The following is a 20,431-nucleotide window of genomic DNA, read 5'->3' on the forward strand; positions in this document are numbered from 1 at the left end:
CAATGAACATGATGCAAACGCTTACAGTGAACGTATGGCGGGGCCGGGAAGATGGCCATCTCCAGCATTTCGAGGTGCCGCGCTACCCGAGCCAGACGGTGCTGGACGTGGTGACCTACATTCAGCGCCACCTGGACGCGACTCTGTCCTACCGCTTCGCCTGCCGCGTGGGCATGTGCGGCTCCTGCGCCATGGTGGTGAACGGTCGGGCCCGCTGGACCTGCCGCACCCACGTGGACAAGGTGGCGCGGGAGGGGCGGCTGGAGATCGTCCCACTCAGGAACCTCCCCATCGTCAAGGACCTGGTCAGCGACATGACCGAGTTCTTCGACAAATGGACCAGGGCGCGCGGTTACTTCGTTCCCACCCGCACGCGCCAGGAGCCCTTCGCCCGGGTGCGACCGGATTCCAAGGAGCGGCAAGCGGCCGACGCGGGCATCGAATGCATCGGCTGCGGCGTGTGCTATTCCTCCTGTGACGTGGTGAGCTGGAACCGGGACTACCTGGGCCCGGCGGCGTTGAACCGGGCCTGGACCCTGGTGAACGACGTGCGCGACGGTGCCCAGGTCGAGCGGCTGCGGGCAGTGGCCGGCGACGCCGGTTGCCTCGCCTGCCACACCCACTTGAGCTGCACCGAGCGCTGTCCCAAGCATCTGGCGCCCACCGCCTCCATCGCCGGGCTCAAGCGCGCCACCGCCCTCGCCGCCTTGAAGGGGGAGCTGTGAGCCCGCGCGGCGAAACCTTGCTGTGGCTGGCCCAGCGAGCGACCGGGGCGCTCTTGGCGGTACTGGTACTGGTCCATTTGGCGACCATGATATATGCGGTGCAAAACGGCCTCACCGCCAGCGAGATCCTGGGCCGCACCCGGGGCAGCCCCGGCTGGGGGGCGTTCTACGGCCTGTTCGTAGCGGCAGCGGCGGTCCATGCGCCCATCGGGCTGCGCAATGTGATCGCCGAGTGGACGTCTTGGCGGGGCCGCTCTCTGGGTTGGGCCATGCTGGGGCTAGCAGTTCTGCTGGCGCTTCTCGGCTTTCGAGCCACCTGGGCTGTGGTGGCAGGATAGAGGGGAACATGGAAGCACAGGGTACAGGCACCACGGTGCCACTGCGCAACGACCTGCGATCGCGCAATCACCCGGCCTTTTGGGCGTTTGTGGTGCACCGGGTCTCCGGCGTGCTGCTTACCCTGTTCCTGCCGTTGCACTTCTGGGCGCTCGGGCAGGCGCTGGCGGGCGAGGCGGCGCTGGACGCTTTCCTGCGCTGGACCGAACAGCCCCTGGTGAAATTCGCCGAGACCGGCCTGGTGCTGCTGCTGGCGGCCCATCTCGGCGGGGGCGTGCGACTTCTGCTCCTGGAGCTCGCCGCCTGGCGCGGCTGGCAGCAGAGCCTGCTCGCCTGGGCTGCGGCCTTCTCGGTGGCCGCGGCGCTGGCGTTCGGCCTGAATGTGGTTTGAGTATGCGATCCTGTTCGTCGGCGGCTTCGCCGGTGCGGTGGTCATCGGCAGCGCGGGCTTCGCCTTCGCGCTGGTGGCGACCGCCGTGTGGCTGCAGGCGCTGCCGCCGGCACGCGTCGTGCCGCTGGTAACCGTGTGCGCCATCGTGCTCAACGGGATTCTGGTGTGGCGCTTCCGGCGCGCGGTGAAGCTGGGGCTGCTCGGACGCTTTCTGGCGGGCGCCTTGCCGGGCGTTCCCCTCGGGGTCTTGGCGCTGACGCACGTCGACCCGGAGGCGATCCGGGCCCTCGTGGGAGTGGTGCTGATGGGCTACAGTGGATACCTGCTGGCCCGCGCCAGGCCGCCGGTGCTGTCGCTGCCTCGGCGCTGGGCGCCCCTGGCCGACGCCTCGGTGGGCTGGATCGGCGGGGTCATGGGCGGTGCGACCGGCCTGAACGGCGTCGTGCCAGCGCTCTGGGGCCAGTTGCGCGGGTTCAACAAGCTGGAACAGCGGGGCGTGTTGCAGCCGTTCTTCTTTCTGGTCCACCTCTATACCCTGACCTGGCTGGGGGGCGCCGGGGTCCTCAGCCGCGGCCTGGTGGAAGACCTGCTGCTTTGCCTGCCTGCCATGCTGGCGGGAACCCTGGTAGGGCTGCGGCTGTTCGAATACGTGAGCGAGGCCGGCTTCCGGCGCGTGGTGCTGACGTTGTTCGTGGTGATGGGAGCGATGCTGCTTTTTTGAGTTGATCAAGCCGACCGAAGAGGAGGAAGCGATGAAATCACAAAAGTTCTTGTGCCTGGTTGTGGCGGCCGCGCTGCTTGTGTTCGGATCTGTTGCTAGATCCGAGGTGGTGGAGGTGCGAGTGGCCAAGCAGCTCGGCGTAAGTTACTTGCCCCTTATGTACATGGAGAACCTAGGACTGTTTGAGAAGCACGCCAAAGCGCAAGGGGTCGCGGAGCTCAAGGTGGCTTGGTCCACTTTCACCGGCGGCGGGCCTATGAACGACGCCCTCATCTCGGGCAACCTGCATTTCGCATCCGGCGGGGTCGGCCCCTTCGCCACCCTGTGGGACCGCACCCGCGGCAGCATCGCGGTAAAGGGCGTGACGGCCATGAACTCCATGCCCCTTTACTTGAACACGCGCAATCCCAACGTGAAGACCATCAAGGACTTCACGCCCAAGGACAAGATCGCGCTGCCGTCGGTCAAGGTCTCCATCCAGGCGGTGACGCTGCAAATGGCGGCGGAGCAGGCCTTCGGCGAGGGCAATCACACCAAGCTGGATGCCCTGACGGTGTCCATGGGCCACGTGGACGGCATGACCGCGCTCCTCTCCGGCGCGGGGGAGATCACCGCCCACTTCACTTCACCCCCCTACCAGTATCAGGAACTGGCCCAACCCGGCATCCGCAGAGTGCTGAGCTCCTACGAGGTGCTAGGCGGGCCCGCCACCTTCAACGTGGTGTGGACCACCACCAAGTTCCGGGAGTCGAATCCCAAGGTGTACAAGGCGTTCCTGGCCGCGTTCGAGGAAGCGGTCGAGCTCATCAACAAGGACAAGCGCGCGGCCGCGGAGAACTACCTCAAGTGGAGCAAGGAAAAGGACACCGTGGAAAACATTTTCAAGATCCTCAACGACCCGGAGATCGAGTACACCATGACGCCCAAAAACGTCATGAAGTACGTGGACTTCCTGCACAAGGTGGGCACGTTGAAGGCGAAGCCGGCCTCCTGGAAGGAGATGTTCTTTCCCGAGGTACATCATCTGCCCGGCAGCTGAGGGGGTCGAAGAGCCGTGCCGCGCATAGCCGCCGCGCCGTCTCGGGAGCGTAGCAGCGACCGCGGCCCGGCCAGAAGCAATTAGGAGGAGGCTTTATGGACAAGTCCCATATCAGCGCCCAGGAGCAAGGATTCGCGCCCCTGCTGGACGTGCGGGGGGTGACGCTCCAGTACAAGACCCGGGACCATCTAGTGACCGCCACCTACCGGGTGGACTTCCAGGTCTACCGGTCGGACCGGTACGTGCTGTTGGGACCTTCCGGCTGCGGCAAATCCACTTTGCTCAAGGCGGTGGGCGGCTACTTGCACCCGGTGGAGGGGGAGATCAGGCTCAAGGGCCAAAAGATCTCGAAGCCCGGCCCGGACCGGGTGATGGTGTTCCAGGAATTCGACCAGCTCCTACCCTGGAAGACGGTGAAGCAGAACGTGACGTTCGCCCTGGAGGCGAGCGGCAAGCTCAAGGGAAGAGAGGCCGAGGAAAAGGCCATGCACTACATCGAGAAGGTGAATCTCGCCAAGTTCGCCGACGCCTATCCGCACACCCTCTCCGGGGGGATGAAGCAGCGGGTGGCCATCGCTCGCGGCATGGCCATGGAGCCGGACATCCTGCTCATGGACGAGCCCTTTGCGGCCCTCGACGCCCTCACGCGGCGCAAGATGCAGGAGGAGCTGCTCCAGCTTTGGGACGAAATCCATTTCACGGTGCTCTTCGTTACCCACTCGATCCCCGAGGCGGTCAAGATCGGCAACCGCATCCTCTTGCTTTCACCCCATCCGGGGCAGGTGAAGGCGGAGCTCAACAGCAGCGGCGACGACGCCGTGGATCCGCGGACCGGGCTCAAACTCTCGGACCGTATCCACAACATGCTGTTCGCCGACGAAGTGGAAGAGGGGGTGAAGAAGATCGGCGGGGACAAGGAGGCGACCCATGGCTGACGTGCAGGTACGGCGTCCCGAATTCGTGAGGAAAACGGTGGACTCCAGCGCCTTCGGCGTGGTGGAGAAGCCGCTCACCCCCTGGGAGATCATCTACAACCGGGGTGGGGTGAGAAAGGCCTTCATCCTGGTGGTGTTGGCGGTGGTCTGGCAGGTCTACGCGGCCCAGCTCGACAATCCCCTCCTCTTTCCCACGTTCACCGCGACCGTGGAAGCTTTCTGGCAGGGGATCGTCAGCGGCGGGCTGCTGGGCCGGGCCTGGTTTTCCATCAAGGTGCTGCTCCAGGGCTATGCGGCAGGGCTGGCGATCGCGGCCCTGCTGGTGGTGATCGCCATCACCTCCCGCATCGGCAACGACCTGCTGGAGACCCTCACCTCCATGTTCAACCCCCTGCCGGCCATCGCCCTGCTGCCCCTGGCCCTCATCTGGTTCGGGCTCGGCAACGCCTCCCTGGTGTTCGTGTTGATCCACTCGGTGCTGTGGGCGGTGGCGCTCAACACCCACTCCGGGTTCTTGTCCGTGTCCAACACCCTGCGCATGGTGGGGCGCAATTACGGGCTCACCGGCCTGCGTTACGTGGCGAAGATCCTGATCCCGGCGGCCTTCCCCAGCATCCTGACGGGGCTGAAGATCGGCTGGGCGTTCGCCTGGCGCACGCTCATCGCGGCCGAGCTGGTGTTCGGCGTGAGCGCCGGCTCGGGGGGGCTGGGCTGGTTCATTTTCGAGAACAAGAACTTGCTGGAGATCCCGTCGGTGTTCGCCGGGCTGTTCACGGTGATCCTGATCGGCCTCGTGGTGGAAAACCTGATTTTCCGCAACATCGAGACTCACACGGTGCGCAAATGGGGCATGCAGCACTGATCGGGACGTGCACCCGCGCGGTCCAGGAGGCGTCATGAAGGTTGACTTGCACACGGTCGAGGAGGTCGCCAAGGAACTCTACATCCGGGCGCTCAAAATCCTGCCGCCCGACGTCAAGCAGGGATTCCAGGCCCTCGACGCCCGGGAAACGGATCCCCGGGCGAAGCAGTTGCTCGGCATCATGATCAAGAACATCGCGGTGGCCGAGGAAACCCATAATCTCACCTGCCAGGACACCGGGATACCCATCTACAACGTGTCCATCGGGCGCAACGTCCAGGTGGACGGCATCGACCTGGTGCGGGCCATCACCAAGGGCTGCGCCCGGGCCACGGTGGAGCATCCGTTCCGGTCCTCGGTGGTGCATCCTCTCACGCGGGAAAACGACCATACCTCCTGCGGCATCCGCATCCCGGCGATCAACGTGGAGTTCAGCGACCGGCACGAGGAGCTCGTCATCCAGATGATCCCCAAGGGCAGCGGCTCGGAGAACAACTCCTGGCTCAGGATGGCGGTGCCGGCGGAGGGGGTGGCGGCGATCAAGGCGTTCGTGATCGACTGCGTGCTCTCCGCCGGCGGCAAGACCTGTCCCCCCACCATCGTGGGCGTGGGCATTGGCGGCAGCGCCGACCTGTGCGTGCACCTGGCCAAGGTGGCGGCGACGCGCCCCCTCGGCACCCGCTGCCAAGACCCCGAAGGGGCGAAGCTGGAGGAGGAGCTCTCTAGCGCCGTCAACCGGCTCGGGGTCGGGCCCCAAGGGCTGGGCGGGGACTCCACCGCGTTCGCGGTCCACGTGGAGCTCGCCGCCACCCACATCACCATGAACCCGGTGGCGGTCAACATGCAGTGCCATGCGGCCCGCCGTGCTTCGGCGACCCTGACGCCCGCCGGCATCACCTGGGGGTTCTGATCATGGCCCACTACGACATCGTGACTCCGGTGACCGAGGAAACCGTGCGCGCCTGGCGGGTGGGCGACACGGTGAGCTTGAACGGCACCCTGTACGGCATCCGCGACCGCACCCAGATCGAGATGTTCGACCGCGGCCGCACGACCCGCTTCGACCTGCGCGGCCACGCGGTGATCCACACCGCCCCCAACGTGCGCCGGGTGGAGGCGACCGACGAATTTCCCGCCGGCTACGCCCCCCTGTGCATCGGCACTACCACCAGCGCCCGCATGGAGCGTTTCACCCGGCCCCTCATGGAGCGCTACGGCGTGCGCATGATCATCGGCAAGGGTGGCCTCATGGAGGAATCGAGAAAAGCCTTTATGGACTTGGGCGGCGTGTACCTGGCCATCGTCGGCGGCACCGCGGCCCTGGAGACCACCTGGGTGGAGGCCATCGAGGACGTGGACTTGGACGACCTCCATCCGGAATCCCTGTGGAAGTTCCGGGTGAGGGGTTTCGGCCCGCTGCTGGTGGCCATGGACAGCCACGGCGAAAGCCTCTACGAGGAGGTGAGGAAGAAGGCCGAAGCCAGGCGGGCGGAGGTGCTGGCCGCGCTGGGAGTGAAGACGTGATGGCCTCAAAGGACGACCGTGCGCACCCTCAGAACTGACATCCTGATCCTTGGCTCCGGCGGCGCCGGCCTCTTCGCCGCGCTCCACGCTCATCGGGCGGCGCCCCAGCTCGAGATCACCGTGGCCGTGAAAGGGCTGCTGGGCAAGTGCGGCTGCACCCGCATGGTGCAGGGAGGCTACAACGTGGCCCTGGCCCCGGGGGATTCGGTCGAGCGCCACTTCATGGACACCATCGAGGGGGGCAAGTGGTTGCCCCACCAGGAGCTCGCTTGGACCCTGGTGTCGGTGGCGGTGGAGCGGGTACGGGAACTGGAAAACGAGCTGGGCTGCTTCTTCGATCGCAACCCGGACGGGACGCTCCACCAGAAGGCCTTCGCCGGCCAGACCTTCGACCGCACGGTGCACAAGGGGGACCTGACCGGGATAGAGATCATCAACCGCCTGGCGGAGCAGGTGTGGGCGCGGGGCATCCGGCGGCTGGAAGAGCACCGAGCGGTGGAGCTGATCAAGAGCCGCGACGGGCGGGCGCTCTCGGGCGTCCTCATGATCGACATGAAGAGCGGCGAGTTCGTCTTCGTGCAGGCCCGCGCGGTGCTGCTCGCCACGGGGGGCGGGCCCACCATGTACAAGTACCACACGCCTTCGGGTGACAAGAGCTGCGACGGCATGGCCATGGCCTTGCGGGCGGGGCTCACCCTGCGGGACATGGAGATGGTGCAGTTTCACCCTACGGGGCTGCTGGCCGGCTCCCACACCCGCATGACCGGCACGGTGCTGGAGGAGGGCCTGCGCGGTGCCGGGGGCCACCTGCTGAACGGCGCGGGGGAACGGTTCATGGAGCGCTACGATCCCCGGGCCGAGCGGGCCACCCGGGACATCGTCTCACGCTCTATTTTCATGGAGATGCGGGAGGGCCGCATCACCCCCAACGGGGGCGTGTATCTCAAGATGTCCCACCTGGGGCCGGAGAAGGTGCGGCGCCAGTTCAAGGGCATGGTGGAGCGGTGCGCCGATTGCGGCTTCGACCTGGCCGGCGGGCTCGTGGAAGTGGTCCCCACCGCCCACTACATGATGGGGGGCGTGGTCTTCGCCGCGGATTGCACCACCGAGCTGCCGGGTCTCTTCGCCGCCGGCGAGGACACGGGCGGGGTGCACGGGGCGAACCGCCTGGGCGGCAACGGGGTCGCCAACTCCACCGTGTTCGGCGGCATCGCCGGCGATAGCATGGCGTCCTGGGTCCCGGCGAAGGGGGAATGGCACGAGCCGGACGCGCAAGCGATCCAGGCGGCCGTGGAGCGCTGCCGCTCTCCCCTGGGCAAGCCCGCGGAAGACCTGCCGGCGATCCGGGAAGCCCTCTACGAGGTCATGTGGCACGAGGCCGGCATCCTGCGCAGCGCCGCAAGCCTCGCGCGCGCCCGCGCCGCGCTGGAAGAGCTCTCCCAGCGGCTTTCCCGGGCGGGGGTTCCCCAGGGCGATCTCGCCTACAACCTCACCTGGCATGACTGGCTCAACCTGGAGAGCCTGCTCGCCGTGAGCCAGGCCATCGTGGCCGCGGCCCTGGCTCGGGAGAATTCCCGTGGCGCCCATTACCGGGAAGACTTCCCCGAGGCGGGGGACTTGAGCGCTTCCTATTACACGTGCGCGAACCTGCGGGACGGCGAGTTGCGCATCACCACGCGCCCGGTGGAGTTCACCCGGGTGCGTCCGGGCGAATCCCTGCTCCGAACGGCGGAGCCCGAGCTCGCCGATGGCGTGGAATAACCCTTCGAAAGAAAGCAAACCCGATGATGATCGTGATATCCGAATTCATGGACGAGGCCGCGGTCGCCTCCCTCCAAGCCCGGTTCGACGTGATCTACGACCCGGCGCTGGTGGACGAGCGCACCCGCCTCATGGCGCGGGTGCAGCAGGCCGATGCCCTCATCGTGCGCAACCGCACCCAGGTCGATCAGGCGCTCCTCTGCGCCGCCCGGCGCCTCAAAGTGGTGGGCCGCCTGGGCGTGGGGCTGGACAACATCGATGTGGCGGCTTGCCAGGCCCGAAAGGTGGAGGTGATCCCCGCGAGCGGCGCCAACGCCGCGGCGGTGGCCGAGTACGTGATCGGCACCGCCCTAGTCCTGTTGCGGGGCCAGTACGCCTCCACCGACGCCGTGATCGACGGCAAATGGCCCCGCACGGCCCTCTTGAACGGCCGCGAGCTGGGAGGCAAGACCTTGGGCCTGATTGGCTGCGGCTACATCGGCCAGCTCACCGCCCGCCTGGCCCGGGCGCTAGGCATGGAGGTGATCGCCTACGACCCGGCCCTGACGGCGGGCGATCCGGCCCTCGCCCAGATCGGCATCCGGCTCACCGGCCTAGAGGACCTGCTGGCGGCGAGCGACGTGGTGTCGCTACACGTGCCCCTGACCGAAAAGACCCGCGACCTACTTGGCCGCGAGCAGCTGGCAAGTATGAAGAAAGGGGCCATCCTGGTGAACACCGCCCGGGGCGGGATCGTGGACGAGAAAGCGCTGGTGGAGCTCCTCCAGGCGGGGCATCTGGGCGGCGCGGCCATCGACGTCTTCGCCCAGGAGCCCTTGCCTCCGGACTCGCCTTTCGCCGCCTTGCGGGGCGTGCCGAACCTGATCCTCACGCCCCACGTGGCGGGGGTGACCCAGGAGTCCAACCAGCGGGTGAGCGCCATGATCGCTGAGCGAGTAGGGCAGTTCCTGGCAAGCCAGGGAGGTTGAGACGATGCCCATCGTATCGATGAACGAGCTCACCGGTCTGGCCGCCGAAGCGTTCGTGCGCTGCGGCGCTTCTCCGTCCATGGCCCGGGCGGCGGCGGAAGCGCTGGTGGCAGCAGACGCCCAGGGGCTCGCCTCCCATGGGGTGTCCCGGGTGCCTCTGTACTGCGCTCACTTGCGAAACGGCCGCACCGACGGCCAGGCGGTGCCGAGAGTGGTGCGGGAGAGGAAGGCGGCATGCCTGGTGGATGCCGCTTGCGGCATGGCCTACGAGGCCTGCGCCCTGGCGGTGCAGGAGGCACTCCGCCGGGCGCGGGAGTGCGGGGTGGGGTTCGCCGGGGTAACCAACAGCAACCACTTCGGTGCCGCCGGGCTGCACTTGCGGCCGGTGGCGGAGGCGGGAATGGTGGGCCTGGGGTTCAGCAATTCCCCGGCAGCCATCGCCCCGTGGGGAGGAAAGACCCCCCTCTTCGGCACCAACCCCATCGCTGCCGTGTTTCCCCGGGACGGCCACCCGCCCCTTCTCATCGATCTTTCCCTTTCGGAGGTAGCCCGGGGCAAGATCATGGTGGCCAAGAACCAAGGCAAGCCGATTCCCGAGGGCTGGGCCTTGGACAAGGAGGGCAGGCCCACCACCGACCCCAACGCCGCCCTGGAAGGCAGCATGATGCCGGCTGGCGGCGTCAAGGGCGCCATGCTGGCTCTGATGGTGGAGCTGCTGTGCTGTGCCCTGACGGGGGCCGCCATGGGTTTCGAGGCCGATTCGTTCTTCGTCGACGAGGGCAACCGGCCGCGCATCGGCCAGGCCTTTCTGGCGATCGACCCGGAGGCCCTGGCCGGCCGCGCCGTCTATCTCGAGCGCATCGAGACCCTGATCGCCCGGATGCTGGCCGACCCCGGCGTGCGGCTTCCGGGAGCCCGGCGCCTGGAGCTGGAGGCCAAGGCGCGCCGGGAGGGCATCCCGGTGCCGGACGCGCTCTATGGGCAGATCCGCTCGCTGGCGGGCCGCTAGGGAGACCGTCCACCAGGCGCGGCTCCCCGCCCCCTTCGCGGTGCTGGGGGTGGCCATCGAAGAGGACTGGCTGGTGGGCATCGACTACCTCCCCCTGGGCACGCCTTCCCTTGCCCCTCGCTCCCCTCTCGCCCGGGAGGCGTGCCGGCAGCTTCGGGCCTATCTGCGCGATCCTGGCTTCCGCTTCGACCTGCCGGTCCATCTGTCCGGAACCCCGTTTCAACGGCGGGTATGGGAAGCGCTGGGCGCCATTCCCAGCGGCGAGACGGTGAGCTACGCCGAGCTGGCGAAGGCGCTGCACACCTCCCCCCGGGCCGTGGGGGGCGCCTGCGGCGCCAACCCCGTTCCCCTGGTCGTGCCCTGCCACCGGGTGGTGGCAACCAGCGGCTTGGGAGGCTTCATGCACGCACGGGAAGGCGCGCCACTCGCCATCAAGCGCTGGCTGTTGGAACATGAGCGACGCTGAAGAACAGCTTCTCGACCGGTTCTGCGACTGCCTCTGGCTGGAGGACGGGTTATCCCCCAACACTCTGGGCGCCTACCGGCGGGACCTGCGTTTGCTGGGGGAGTGGCTCGTCAGGGAACAGGGCAAGGCGCTCACCCAGGCGACCCGGGCCGATCTGCTCGCCTATCTGGCCCACCGGGTGGCGGGGCGGGCCCGGCCCCGCACCACCAGCCGCCAGCTTTCCAGCTTCAAACGCTTCTACCGTTTTCTTCTGCGGGAAGGCCGGATCGCGGCCGATCCCACCCTGCAGATCGACGCCCCCAAGGTGCCCCGGGCCGTTCCCAAGAGCCTCACCGAGGCGGACGTGGAACGCCTGCTCGCCGCCCCCGATGTGGAGACACCCTTGGGATTGCGGGACAAGGCCATGCTGGAGATGCTCTACGCGGCCGGGCTGCGGGTGTCGGAGCTGGTGACGCTCACCCTCGCCCAGGTGAGCCTGGAGACGGGGGTGGTGCGGGTGCTGGGCAAAGGCGCAAAGGAGCGCCTGGTGCCCTTGGGGGAGGAGGCCTTGGCGTGGCTCAAGCGCTATCTCCATGAAGCGCGACCCCTGCTTCTCGCTGGCCGGCCGGCTTCGGACCTGTTCCTCACCCGGCGCGCGGAGCCCATGACGCGGCAGGCTTTCTGGCATCTCATCAAGCGCTACGCCCGGCGCTCCGGGGTGACCGCGCCCCTTTCTCCCCACACCCTGCGCCACGCCTTCGCCACCCATCTGCTCAATCACGGCGCCGACCTGAGGGTGGTACAACTGCTGCTGGGCCACTCGGACATTTCCACCACCCAGATCTATACCCACGTGGCCCGGGAGCGGCTCAAGCAGCTCCACGCCAAGCACCACCCCCGGGGCTGAGGCAGCCCGTGGGAGTAGAGCCCCAGGTCCTGATCGTCGCGCCGCTCGCGGTCTTCGCGGCCTTTTTCGTGTTCGGCATGACCGGATTCGGCTCGTCGGTGATCGCGGTGCCGCTCCTCGCCCACGTGCTTCCCCTGCAGCAGGTGGTGCCCACCATGGTGCTCATGGAGTTCGCGGGCTCGTTCCTGCTGCGCCGGGGTCATGGCGGCCGCCTCAATCGCCGGGAGCTCGCCTGGCTGGTGCCGGTGGCGGTGGTAGGGATCGGCATCGGCGCCACGCTGCTTGCCCGGCTGCCGGCCGCCCCCCTGCTGGCGGGGCTGGGGGCGTTCGTACTGCTCTTCGGCCTCTACACCCTGCTGGACCCCAGCTTCCGCGGGGTGATCGCCCGCGCCTGGGTGCTGCCGGCGGGCCTGGTGGGCGGAACGTTCACGGCCTTGTTCGGCACCGGCGGTCCGGTGTACGCAATCTACCTCTCCCGGCGCATCGAAGACCGGCGGGAGTTTCGCAGCACCATGGCCGCCATGATCACCGTCAGCACCGCGGTGCGCATCGTGGCCTTCGCCCTGACGGGGCTGCTCTTGCACCTCAAGGTGTTTCTCGGGGCCTTGGTCCTCGCGCCGGTGATGCTAGCAGGCGTGAGGCTCGGAAGCCGGGTGCACCTGGGGATAAGCCCCCATCGGGTCCGGCAGGTGCTGGGGGCGGTGCTCGTGGTGAGTGGGATGTCCCTACTGGCGAAGGGGGTGGGGTAGAAGGCGCGAGGAGGCGCCGCCTGCCCTCAGGCGGGCTTTACGCCTCGCTCGATGGACACGCCGAGCTGTTTCACGCCCTGCATCATGCGCAGCTTCGCCACGCTCACCTTCACCCACGGCGCCCGGAACTCTTCCCGGATGACCCGCGACAGGTGATCCGCCAGCGCCTCCAGCAGCTTAAACTGGTGGCGGGCCAGCTCCTCGTGGACGCGGCGCACCACCTTGGAGTAATCGATGGTGTCCTCCACGTTGTCGGTCTCGCAGGCGCGGCCGGAGGGCAGGGCGATCTCCAGGTCGATCTCAATGGTCTGCCGCACCTGGCGCTCCCAGGCGTAGACGCCCACCAGGGTTTCCGCCCGCAGCTCGCGAATGAAGACGATGTCCATGGCGCCCCGCCGTGGCCGCCCCGCAGGGCGTCGAGTAAAATCGAAGGCGCCATTCTAGGACATTTATTCGACCGGTGGTCACGATCGCCTTGGCAATCGGGGCGTACCTGCTGGGATCGATTCCCTTCGCCGTGGTGGTGAGCCGCATCCTGGGGCTGCCAGATCCCCGCAGCTACGGTTCGGGCAATCCGGGCGCTACCAACGTGCTGCGCACGGGCAGCAAGTTCGCCGCCGTGCTGACCCTACTCGGGGACGCGGGGAAGGGGGCGGCGGCGGTGCTCCTGGCGCGGATCCTCGCGCCCCGGTTCGGTGCGGGCGACGAGGCGGCGGCCCTCGCGGCGATGGCGGTATTCGTCGGCCACCTCTACCCTTTATTCTTGGGGTTCCGGGGCGGCAAAGGAGTGGCCACGGCGGCCGGCGCCTTCCTGGCCCTGTCCCCAAGCCTGGGGCTGATCCTGGGGGGCGTTTGGCTCGCCACGGCAGCGCTTTTCCGCTTCTCCTCCCTGGCCGCCCTGGCGGCGGCCGGCGTGGCGCCTTTCGCCGCGGCAGGCCTTTGGGGCTGGCATCCCTACACCGCCGTGACCCTGTCCATGGCGGCGCTGCTCGTGTGGCGCCACCGGGTCAATATTCAGAAGCTGGTGGCCGGCACCGAAGCCCGCATCGGCGGCGGGCACCCTCCAGAGGGAGGAAACCTCTAAAGGTTTCTTCTTTGGGTTCGACAGGTATCAAGGCTGGGCCGAGAGCCGCCCCCCTCGGCGCCTAGACCGGGCCGCTTCTGGCCCGGGAAGCGCCAGGTCCCAGCGGGAGAATACGGTATAGCGGTAGCCGCAGACCGGCGGGCCGCTGGCCAGGCGCATGGCGCCCGCGTAGGCGATCATGGCCCCGTTGTCAGTGCACAGCTCGACGGGCGGATAGAAGACTTGGAAGCCCGCTTCCCGGGCCCGCTGGTCCAGGACTTCCCGCAGCCGGCGGTTGGCTCCCACCCCCCCGGCCACCACCAGCTGATCATGGCCCGTGGTGAGGAGGGCCCCGGTGGACTTCTCCACCAGGACCTCCACCACCGCCTCCTCGAAAGCCCGGGCGATGTCGGCCCGAGCGTCCTCGTCGGCCCCGTGCTCCCGGGCGAGGAGCAAGGCCGCCGTCTTCAGCCCGCTGAAGCTGAAGTTCAAATCGCCGCTTGCCAGCATGGGCCGGGGGAGGCGAAAGCGATTACTTACGCCGCGCTCGGCCAGCCGGGCCAGGGCGGGACCGCCCGGATAGCCCAGTCCCAGGAGCTTGGCCGTCTTGTCGAACGCTTCCCCCGCGGCGTCGTCCAGGGTTTCCCCGAGGAGCCGGTAACGGCCCACCCCGGCCACTTCCATGAGCTGGGTGTGGCCCCCCGAGGCGAGCAGGGCGACGAAGGGGAACCGGGGGCTGGGGGAGGCGAGCATGGGGGAAAGGAGGTGTCCCTCCAGATGGTGTACCCCGACGGCGGGGATTTTCAGAGCCCGGGCGAGCCCGCAGGCGATGCTGGCGCCCACCAGCAGGGCGCCCGCCAGCCCGGGTCCGGCGGTGTAGGCGACGGCGTCCAGGTCGGAGAGGGCGCAATCCGCCTGGGCCAGGACCCGCCGCACCAGGGGAAGCACCCGCCGGATATGGTCTCGGGAAGCCAGTTCCGGCACCACCCCGCCGTAGGCCCGGTGCACCTCCGCCTGGGAATGGAGGGCATGGGCCCGCAGCCCCCGCTCGGTGTCGTAGATAGCGACGCCGCTGTCGTCGCAGGAGGTTTCAATGCCGAGAACTTTCATCGAACAGGAAGCGCCCTTGGTAAAAGCCGGATGGTTCGCGTATAATGTAAAATTTCAGTTATTAGAAACAGAAAGAAGGCGCGACATCCCTATGCCGATGGTCCGGGTCAAAGAGAATGAGCCGTTTGAGGTGGCGCTGCGGCGTTTCAAGCGCACCGTAGAAAAAACGGGACTGCTCACCGAGCTGCGGTCCCGGGAATATTACGAGAAGCCCACCCAGGCGCGCAAACGCAAGCTCGCGGCGGCGATCAAGCGCCATTACAAACGTCTGCGCAGCCAGCAACTTCCCCCGCGTACCTACTGACCGGCCAAAGGTCCTTTCCGACCGCTGTCCCGGCTTTTCCGGTCCGGGGACGTCCTTTCGCCATGATGCTCAAGGCCACCATCACCCAGCACATGAAGGAGGCGATGCGGGCGAAAGACGCGCGCCGCCTCGCCGCCATCCGCCTCCTGCTCGCCGCCATCCAACAGCGGGAGGTGGACGAGCGCCGGGAGCTGAGCGATGCCGACGTGGTGGGGCTCGTGGAGCGGCTGATCCGGCAGCGCCGGGAGTCGGTGGCCCAGTACGAGGCCGCAGGCCGGCGGGATCTGGCGGACAACGAGCGCTTCGAGATCGAAGTGCTCCAGGGCTACCTGCCCCAGCCCTTGTCGGAAGGGGAGCTTCAGGCCCTGATCGAGCGGGCGGTCACCGACACGGGGGCGGCGGGTCCCAAGGACATGGGGCGGGTGATGGCGGCCCTCAAACCCCAGATCGCTGGCCGGGCGGAGATGGGCCGGGTGTCGGCCCTGGTCAAGGCGCGCCTCGGCGCCGGATAAAGCGTCAGGGAAATCAATAGCCTATTTGCACACCGCAGCCCTCCCGGAAGCCGGTGGAAGCAGAAATTCTGTCCTATAATCACTGAAACATAAGCTTGCGGCGGCTTTCGCTCGTCCTGCCCGCCTTTCTGACGGGGGGCGGTAGTGCCTTGCCCGTCAGAGGCTAACAACATGATTCCTCAAGCCTTTATCCAGGATCTGCTGAACCGCGTGGACGTGGTAGAAGTGATCGACCGCTACGTTCCACTGAAGCGGGCCGGGGCCAACTACAAAGCGTGCTGCCCTTTCCATAGTGAGAAAACTCCCTCTTTCACTGTCAGTCCTTCCAAGCAGTTTTATCACTGTTTCGGTTGTGGCGCCCACGGAAGCGCCATTGGCTTCCTGATGGAGTATCGGGGTCTCGGGTTCGTCGATGCGGTCAGGGAGCTTGCGGCTGGCGTGGGCATGAATGTGCCGGAGGCGGAGCGGCCTGGCCTCCGGCCGCCGGCCGGCGAAGCAGCCGAGCTTTATTCGGTTCTGGAGCGGGCGACCCGCTTCTACCGGGAGAGCCTCAAGCGTTCCCCCCAGGCCATCGCCTATCTCAAGGGGCGTGGCCTCTCGGGGGAGGTTGCGGCCCGCTTCGGCATCGGTTATGCCCCGGCCGATTGGCAGGCCCTGGCGGAATGCTTCGACGATTATGGCTCGGTATGGCTGGAAAAAGCCGGTTTGGTGCTGCGAGGGGAAGGCGGCCGGCGCTATGACCGCTTCCGGGACCGAATCATGTTCCCTATCGCCGACAGCCGGGGCCGGATCGTGGGATTCGGAGGCCGCCTGATCGGCGAAGGTGAACCCAAGTACCTGAATTCCCCCGAGACCCCCATTTTCGAGAAAGGCCGGGAGCTCTATGGGCTGTTCCAAGCGAGGGGCCCCATCCGGGAGGCCGGGCGGGTGCTGGTGGTGGAAGGCTACATGGACGTGGTGGCGCTGGCCCAGCACGGGATCGGCTACGCCTGCGCCACGCTGGGCACCGCCACCACCGGGGCCCAGGCGCAAAAACTATTGCGCCAGGCCGATCGAGTGGTCTTCTGCTTCGACGGGGACGAGGCCGGGCGGCGGGCCGCCTGGCGGGCGCTGGAGGCGGTGCTTCCCCATATGACGGATGGGAAGGAGGTGAGCTTCCTGTTCCTTCCCGCCGGCGAGGATCCCGACAGCTTGGTGCGGCGGATCGGCGGCCCGGGGTTCGAAGCCCGGGTCGAAGGGGCGGTTTCCCTGTCCGCCTACCTGATCGAGGGGCTCGCGTCCCAGGTGGAGCTGGCGAGCGACGAGGGCCGGGCCCGCCTGCTCAAGGAAGCCAGACCCCTGGTGACCCGGATCCAGGCCCCGGGGCTGGGCTTCTTGGTTCGCCGGCGCCTGGCCGAGCGGGTGGGGCTCACCCTCTCTGAGCTGGAGGCCCTGTACCGAATCCGCTCCGGCACGGACTCCGGAGGCCCGGCTCCCAGGATGCCCGGGCGCGGGGCGGAAGTGGTGAGCCGGTGCCGCCGGCTCATCCGCCAGATCCTGTTCAGGCCCGAGCTGGCGCTGCGCCTGGAGCCGGCCGATATCCCTGCTTCCGAGCCGGACGCCGGATTTTTGCTCCAGTTCCTTGACTTCGTGAAGGCAAACCCTACTTTGAAAGGGTCGGACATTGTCCCGATGGCTTTCTTGTACTTTGCAAATACTGAGCTCGATCAAGTCGTTAGTGAGGCGGCGCGGGCCATCGATGAGTGGGGGCCGGAATTCGACGCGGAAGCCGAGTTCGAAGGGGTGGTGCGGGGCCTGCGAGAAGAGGCCCGCCGCCAGCGGCTCAAGGAGCTGACGAGCGCCAGCCTGGATCGCCTGAGCCTTGAGGAGCGGCAGGAATATCTGGATCTGCTGCGCAAGGGACCGGCGGAACGAACGGCCCCGCAAAGCGCCTAAGGGTATATAATTAACAGTTTTTCTCCGCATGGTAGAGCGGATAGCGACGGAACATGGCCAAGGACAGGGAAAGCGATAAGCCGGATATCCAGATGGGGGACGCGGACTCGCGCCGCATGCGTCTCAAGAACCTGATCGTGCTCGGCAAGGAGCGGGGCTACCTGACCTACGCCGAGATCAACGATCATCTGCCGGACGACATGCTGGACGCCGAGCAGATCGAGAACATCATCCGCATGATCAACGACATGGGAATCTCGGTGTACGACGAGGCGCCGGACACCGAATCGTTGCTCATTTCGGAAGCGACGCCGGCGGCGGCGGACGAAGACGTGGTGGAGGAGGCGGAGGCCGCCCTCTCCACCGTCGATTCCGAGTTCGGGCGCACCACCGACCCGGTCCGCATGTACATGCGGGAGATGGGGTCGGTGGAGTTGCTCACCCGCGAGGGGGAGATCGAGATCGCCAAGCGCATCGAGGATGGCTTGAAGCACATGATCATGGCCATCTCGGCCTGCCCGACCACCATCGCCGAAATCTTGGCCCTGGCCGAAAAGGTCGAGCGGGACGAAATGCGCATCGACGAGCTGGTGGACGGGCTCCTGGACAGCGAGTCCCAGGAGGAAATGGTTGCCAGCGAAATGGCCGAAGACGAGGAATCGGTGGCCGAGGACGAGGATCTCGCGGAAGAGTCCGAGGACGAGGAGGGTAGCGGGGTCAACAGCGCCACGCTGGCCCAGCTCAAGGCCGAGGCCCTGGAACGTTTCAAGACCATCCGCCAGATCTACAACAAGATGATGAAGGTGCTGGCCACCAAGGGCACCCGCTCGCGCGCCTACAAGCAGTACCAGGAGCAGATTTCCGCCGAGCTCATGAAGATCCGCTTCGCGGCGAAGCAGGTGGAGGCCCTGTGCGACAGCGTGCGCGGCATGGTGGACGAAGTGCGCCGCTACGAACGGGCCATCATGGATCTGTGCGTCGAGAAGGCGGGCATGCCGCGCAGCCACTTCATCAAGGCTTTCCCCGGCAACGAGACCAATCTCAAGTGGGTGGACCAGGAAATCGCGGCGCACAAGCCCTACGGCGCGGCGCTGGAACGCTTCCGTCCCGCGATCCTCGAGCAGCAGCAGAACATCCTGGGCGTGCAGAAGCGGGCCATGATCCCGCTCAAGGAGCTGAAGGAGATCGCGCGCCAGATGTCCACGGGGGAAGCCAAGGCGCGCCGCGCCAAGCGGGAAATGACCGAGGCCAACCTGCGGCTGGTGATCTCCATCGCCAAGAAGTACACCAACCGGGGGCTGCAGTTCCTGGATTTGATCCAGGAAGGCAACATCGGGCTGATGAAGGCGGTGGACAAGTTCGAGTACCGCCGCGGCTACAAGTTTTCCACCTACGCGACCTGGTGGATCCGGCAGGCCATCACCCGCTCCATCGCGGATCAGGCGCGCACCATCCGCATCCCGGTGCACATGATTGAGACCATTAACAAGATGAATCGCATATCGCGCCAGATCCTGCAGGAGACCGGGCAGGAGCCGGACCCGGCGTTGCTCGCCAAGAAGATGGAGATGCCCGAGGAGAAGATCCGCAAGATCCTCAAAATCTCCAAGGAGCCGATCTCCATGGAGACGCCCATCGGCGACGACGACGATTCCCACCTGGGGGACTTCATCGAGGATGCCTCGACCATGGCGCCGAGCGACGCGGCCCTCTACGCCAGTTTGCGAGATGCCACCAAGGAGGTGCTCGATACCCTCACTCCCCGGGAGGCCAAGGTGTTGCGCATGCGCTTCGGCATCGAAATGAATACCGACCACACGCTGGAGGAGGTCGGCAAGCAATTCGACGTGACCCGGGAGCGGATTCGCCAGATCGAGGCCAAGGCGCTGCGCAAGCTGCGCCATCCGTCCCGTTCGGAGCGCCTGCGCAGCTTCCTGGAAAACGAAAGCTGAGCGAGTCGGCGGCGCGCCTTGTGCGCCCGCTTTCGCCGGCGCGGGGTATCCGATCGAGAAGGGGGTCTGTAGCTCAGCCGGTCAGAGCAGGGGACTCATAATCCCTTGGTCGTTGGTTCAAATCCAACCAGACCCACTCGCGGGACGCGCCCGAAGGAGAGGCGGGCCGACGGAGCGGAGTGCCCCGGCTGGCGGTTTTCTCCTGGTAGTTTGACTTTTTTCCTATGTAAACGCATAATTTCCCGTTTCTTTCGGGGAGGGGTTCCCGAGCGGTCAAAGGGGGCAGACTGTAAATCTGTTGGCCTAAGCCTTCGTAGGTTCGAATCCTACCCCCTCCACCACGTCGGATTGGGAGGTTGGCTGATCGGGCGGTACGGGGTCCGGTTCCGGCAAGCGGAGGTCGCGGAAACTTCCGGGCCAGCGCGGTGGAACGCTTTCGGTGGGCGGGTGTAGCTCAATGGTAGAGCAGAAGCCTTCCAAGCTTACGACGAGGGTTCGATTCCCTTCACCCGCTCCAGGTTTCTTGGATCGATTTAGTTACAGGTAGACAACGCCGGCACGGCCCATGTAGCTCAGTGGTAGAGCACTCCCTTGGTAAGGGAGAGGTCGCCCGTTCAATCCGGGCCATGGGCACCACCATCCGGTGCTCAATAGTCGAGGATAGCCGCAAACGAGGATTGCATCATGGCCAAGGAGAAATTTGAGCGCAAGAAGCCGCATGTGAACGTAGGCACGATTGGGCACGTGGATCATGGCAAGACGACGCTGACGGCGGCGTTGACGCTGGTGTTGTCGAAGAAGTTTGGGGGTCAGGCGAAGAAGTACGAGGAGATTGATTCGGCGCCGGAGGAGAAGGCGCGGGGGATCACGATCAACACGGCGCACGTGGAGTATGAGACGGCCAAGCGTCACTATGCGCACGTAGACTGTCCGGGGCATGCGGACTACATCAAGAACATGATCACGGGTGCGGCGCAGATGGATGGTGCCATTTTGGTGGTGTCGGCGGCTGATGGGCCGATGCCGCAGACGCGCGAGCACATTTTGCTGGCGCGCCAGGTGGGGGTGCCCTACATTGTGGTGTATTTGAACAAGGCCGACATGGTGGACGATCCTGAGCTTCTGGAGCTGGTGGAGATGGAGGTTCGGGAGTTGTTGTCCAAGTATGATTTTCCTGGGGACA

The 20,431-nt window shown here is 66.5% G+C and carries 23 protein-coding genes and 4 tRNA genes; 25 read left to right on the forward strand and 2 right to left on the reverse strand.

What is annotated here, in order from left to right:
- Positions 1–8: 8 nt before the first annotated feature.
- The 15 genes from ACUVYZ_RS15705 to ACUVYZ_RS15775 all read left to right on the forward strand — a co-directional run bounded on the left by ACUVYZ_RS15705 (position 9) and on the right by ACUVYZ_RS15775 (position 12,372).
- On the forward strand, positions 9–725 hold the full coding sequence (locus tag ACUVYZ_RS15705; RefSeq protein WP_439935411.1) for a succinate dehydrogenase/fumarate reductase iron-sulfur subunit: 717 nt from the start codon (positions 9–11) through the stop codon (positions 723–725).
- Positions 722–1,063 carry a succinate dehydrogenase gene (locus ACUVYZ_RS15710; protein ID WP_439935388.1) on the forward strand — a complete coding sequence of 114 codons (342 nt, stop codon included), beginning with the start codon at positions 722–724 and terminating at the stop codon, positions 1,061–1,063. The genes ACUVYZ_RS15705 and ACUVYZ_RS15710 overlap by 4 nt, the downstream gene beginning before the upstream one ends.
- A gap of 8 nt (positions 1,064–1,071) precedes the next feature.
- Entirely contained in the window at positions 1,072–1,452 is a 381-nt protein-coding gene (sdhC, locus tag ACUVYZ_RS15715) for a succinate dehydrogenase, cytochrome b556 subunit (protein ID WP_439935389.1), read from the forward strand.
- Entirely contained in the window at positions 1,442–2,173 is a 732-nt protein-coding gene (locus ACUVYZ_RS15720) for a sulfite exporter TauE/SafE family protein (protein ID WP_439935390.1), read from the forward strand. Before sdhC ends, ACUVYZ_RS15720 begins: the two co-directional genes overlap by 11 nt.
- A gap of 31 nt (positions 2,174–2,204) precedes the next feature.
- A complete protein-coding gene (locus ACUVYZ_RS15725) occupies positions 2,205–3,212 on the forward strand; it encodes an ABC transporter substrate-binding protein (RefSeq protein WP_439935391.1) in 1,008 nt (335 codons plus the stop codon).
- A gap of 95 nt (positions 3,213–3,307) precedes the next feature.
- Positions 3,308–4,147 (forward strand): ABC transporter ATP-binding protein, encoded by an 840-nt coding sequence (locus ACUVYZ_RS15730; RefSeq protein ID WP_439935392.1) that lies wholly within the window; start codon positions 3,308–3,310, stop codon positions 4,145–4,147.
- The gene (locus tag ACUVYZ_RS15735; protein ID WP_439935393.1) at positions 4,140–5,009 is read left to right on the forward strand and encodes an ABC transporter permease; all 870 of its coding nucleotides are present in this window, start codon (positions 4,140–4,142) and stop codon (positions 5,007–5,009) included. The genes ACUVYZ_RS15730 and ACUVYZ_RS15735 overlap by 8 nt, the downstream gene beginning before the upstream one ends.
- A 34-nt stretch (positions 5,010–5,043) precedes the next feature.
- A complete protein-coding gene (locus ACUVYZ_RS15740; protein ID WP_439935394.1) occupies positions 5,044–5,919 on the forward strand; it encodes a fumarate hydratase in 876 nt (291 codons plus the stop codon).
- 2 nt (positions 5,920–5,921) lie between these two features.
- Complete coding sequence (locus ACUVYZ_RS15745) at positions 5,922–6,533, forward strand: FumA C-terminus/TtdB family hydratase beta subunit (protein ID WP_439935395.1); 612 nt, start codon at positions 5,922–5,924, stop codon at positions 6,531–6,533.
- Positions 6,534–6,551: 18 nt separating this feature from the next.
- Complete coding sequence (locus ACUVYZ_RS15750; protein WP_439935396.1) at positions 6,552–8,294, forward strand: L-aspartate oxidase; 1,743 nt, start codon at positions 6,552–6,554, stop codon at positions 8,292–8,294.
- 23 nt (positions 8,295–8,317) lie between these two features.
- Positions 8,318–9,262 carry a hydroxyacid dehydrogenase gene (locus ACUVYZ_RS15755; protein ID WP_439935397.1) on the forward strand — a complete coding sequence of 315 codons (945 nt, stop codon included), beginning with the start codon at positions 8,318–8,320 and terminating at the stop codon, positions 9,260–9,262.
- Positions 9,263–9,266: 4 nt separating this feature from the next.
- Positions 9,267–10,271 (forward strand): Ldh family oxidoreductase, encoded by a 1,005-nt coding sequence (locus ACUVYZ_RS15760; RefSeq protein ID WP_439935398.1) that lies wholly within the window; start codon positions 9,267–9,269, stop codon positions 10,269–10,271.
- Positions 10,240–10,737, forward strand: coding sequence for a methylated-DNA--[protein]-cysteine S-methyltransferase (locus tag ACUVYZ_RS15765; RefSeq protein ID WP_439935399.1), 498 nt, complete (start codon positions 10,240–10,242; stop codon positions 10,735–10,737). The genes ACUVYZ_RS15760 and ACUVYZ_RS15765 overlap by 32 nt, the downstream gene beginning before the upstream one ends.
- Positions 10,724–11,623: a site-specific tyrosine recombinase XerD gene (xerD, locus tag ACUVYZ_RS15770; protein ID WP_439935400.1), complete on the forward strand. Its 900-nt coding sequence runs from the start codon at positions 10,724–10,726 to the stop codon at positions 11,621–11,623. The genes ACUVYZ_RS15765 and xerD overlap by 14 nt, the downstream gene beginning before the upstream one ends.
- An 8-nt stretch (positions 11,624–11,631) precedes the next feature.
- Complete coding sequence (locus tag ACUVYZ_RS15775) at positions 11,632–12,372, forward strand: sulfite exporter TauE/SafE family protein (protein ID WP_439935401.1); 741 nt, start codon at positions 11,632–11,634, stop codon at positions 12,370–12,372.
- A 26-nt stretch (positions 12,373–12,398) separates the two neighbouring features.
- Here the strand turns inward: ACUVYZ_RS15775 and ACUVYZ_RS15780 are convergent, their stop codons facing one another.
- Positions 12,399–12,758, reverse strand: coding sequence for a dihydroneopterin aldolase (locus tag ACUVYZ_RS15780; protein ID WP_439935402.1), 360 nt, complete (start codon positions 12,756–12,758; stop codon positions 12,399–12,401).
- Positions 12,759–12,823: 65 nt separating this feature from the next.
- Between ACUVYZ_RS15780 and plsY the strand changes: the two genes are divergently transcribed.
- Complete coding sequence (plsY, locus tag ACUVYZ_RS15785; RefSeq protein WP_439935412.1) at positions 12,824–13,456, forward strand: glycerol-3-phosphate 1-O-acyltransferase PlsY; 633 nt, start codon at positions 12,824–12,826, stop codon at positions 13,454–13,456.
- Between the two features lie 27 nt (positions 13,457–13,483).
- Here plsY and tsaD read toward each other — a convergent pair whose 3' ends face one another.
- Complete coding sequence (tsaD, locus tag ACUVYZ_RS15790) at positions 13,484–14,545, reverse strand: tRNA (adenosine(37)-N6)-threonylcarbamoyltransferase complex transferase subunit TsaD (protein WP_439935403.1); 1,062 nt, start codon at positions 14,543–14,545, stop codon at positions 13,484–13,486.
- A 91-nt stretch (positions 14,546–14,636) separates the two neighbouring features.
- Between tsaD and rpsU the strand changes: the two genes are divergently transcribed.
- The 9 genes from rpsU to ACUVYZ_RS15835 all read left to right on the forward strand — a co-directional run.
- Complete coding sequence (gene rpsU / locus ACUVYZ_RS15795; RefSeq protein WP_333840097.1) at positions 14,637–14,849, forward strand: 30S ribosomal protein S21; 213 nt, start codon at positions 14,637–14,639, stop codon at positions 14,847–14,849.
- Positions 14,850–14,911: 62 nt separating this feature from the next.
- On the forward strand, positions 14,912–15,361 hold the full coding sequence (locus tag ACUVYZ_RS15800) for a GatB/YqeY domain-containing protein (protein WP_439935404.1): 450 nt from the start codon (positions 14,912–14,914) through the stop codon (positions 15,359–15,361).
- Positions 15,362–15,532: 171 nt separating this feature from the next.
- Positions 15,533–17,296: a DNA primase gene (dnaG, locus tag ACUVYZ_RS15805; RefSeq protein WP_439935406.1), complete on the forward strand. Its 1,764-nt coding sequence runs from the start codon at positions 15,533–15,535 to the stop codon at positions 17,294–17,296.
- A 53-nt stretch (positions 17,297–17,349) separates the two neighbouring features.
- A complete protein-coding gene (gene rpoD, locus ACUVYZ_RS15810; RefSeq protein WP_439935407.1) occupies positions 17,350–19,248 on the forward strand; it encodes an RNA polymerase sigma factor RpoD in 1,899 nt (632 codons plus the stop codon).
- A gap of 62 nt (positions 19,249–19,310) precedes the next feature.
- Positions 19,311–19,384 (forward strand) — tRNA-Ile (locus ACUVYZ_RS15815).
- Positions 19,385–19,503: 119 nt separating this feature from the next.
- A tRNA-Tyr gene (locus tag ACUVYZ_RS15820) sits at positions 19,504–19,589 on the forward strand.
- Positions 19,590–19,691: 102 nt separating this feature from the next.
- A tRNA-Gly gene (locus ACUVYZ_RS15825) sits at positions 19,692–19,765 on the forward strand.
- A 44-nt stretch (positions 19,766–19,809) separates the two neighbouring features.
- A tRNA-Thr gene (locus ACUVYZ_RS15830) sits at positions 19,810–19,884 on the forward strand.
- Positions 19,885–19,932: 48 nt separating this feature from the next.
- A partial coding sequence (locus ACUVYZ_RS15835) for a GTP-binding protein (protein WP_446033083.1) occupies positions 19,933–20,431 on the forward strand: 499 nt, incomplete at its 3' end.

Source organism: Pelomicrobium sp. P1, from assembly GCF_052805615.1.

Bases quoted from the DNA above. Each gene is read 5' to 3' on its own strand.
- ACUVYZ_RS15765 (WP_439935399.1), top strand. From the start codon at position 10,240: ATGGGCAGATCCGCTCGCTGGCGGGCCGCTAGGGAGACCGTCCACCAG.
- ACUVYZ_RS15755 (WP_439935397.1), top strand. From the start codon at position 8,318: ATGATGATCGTGATATCCGAATTCATGGACGAGGCCGCGGTCGCCTCC.
- ACUVYZ_RS15740 (WP_439935394.1), top strand. From the start codon at position 5,044: ATGAAGGTTGACTTGCACACGGTCGAGGAGGTCGCCAAGGAACTCTAC.
- rpoD (WP_439935407.1), top strand. From the start codon at position 17,350: ATGGCCAAGGACAGGGAAAGCGATAAGCCGGATATCCAGATGGGGGAC.
- ACUVYZ_RS15705 (WP_439935411.1), top strand. From the start codon at position 9: ATGATGCAAACGCTTACAGTGAACGTATGGCGGGGCCGGGAAGATGGC.
- ACUVYZ_RS15730 (WP_439935392.1), top strand. From the start codon at position 3,308: ATGGACAAGTCCCATATCAGCGCCCAGGAGCAAGGATTCGCGCCCCTG.
- ACUVYZ_RS15720 (WP_439935390.1), top strand. From the start codon at position 1,442: ATGTGGTTTGAGTATGCGATCCTGTTCGTCGGCGGCTTCGCCGGTGCG.
- ACUVYZ_RS15725 (WP_439935391.1), top strand. From the start codon at position 2,205: ATGAAATCACAAAAGTTCTTGTGCCTGGTTGTGGCGGCCGCGCTGCTT.
- ACUVYZ_RS15760 (WP_439935398.1), top strand. From the start codon at position 9,267: ATGCCCATCGTATCGATGAACGAGCTCACCGGTCTGGCCGCCGAAGCG.
- ACUVYZ_RS15735 (WP_439935393.1), top strand. From the start codon at position 4,140: ATGGCTGACGTGCAGGTACGGCGTCCCGAATTCGTGAGGAAAACGGTG.
- ACUVYZ_RS15780 (WP_439935402.1), bottom strand. From the start codon at position 12,758: ATGGACATCGTCTTCATTCGCGAGCTGCGGGCGGAAACCCTGGTGGGC.
- sdhC (WP_439935389.1), top strand. From the start codon at position 1,072: ATGGAAGCACAGGGTACAGGCACCACGGTGCCACTGCGCAACGACCTG.
- ACUVYZ_RS15745 (WP_439935395.1), top strand. From the start codon at position 5,922: ATGGCCCACTACGACATCGTGACTCCGGTGACCGAGGAAACCGTGCGC.
- rpsU (WP_333840097.1), top strand. From the start codon at position 14,637: ATGCCGATGGTCCGGGTCAAAGAGAATGAGCCGTTTGAGGTGGCGCTG.
- tsaD (WP_439935403.1), bottom strand. From the start codon at position 14,545: ATGAAAGTTCTCGGCATTGAAACCTCCTGCGACGACAGCGGCGTCGCT.
- ACUVYZ_RS15800 (WP_439935404.1), top strand. From the start codon at position 14,912: ATGATGCTCAAGGCCACCATCACCCAGCACATGAAGGAGGCGATGCGG.
- xerD (WP_439935400.1), top strand. From the start codon at position 10,724: ATGAGCGACGCTGAAGAACAGCTTCTCGACCGGTTCTGCGACTGCCTC.
- dnaG (WP_439935406.1), top strand. From the start codon at position 15,533: ATGATTCCTCAAGCCTTTATCCAGGATCTGCTGAACCGCGTGGACGTG.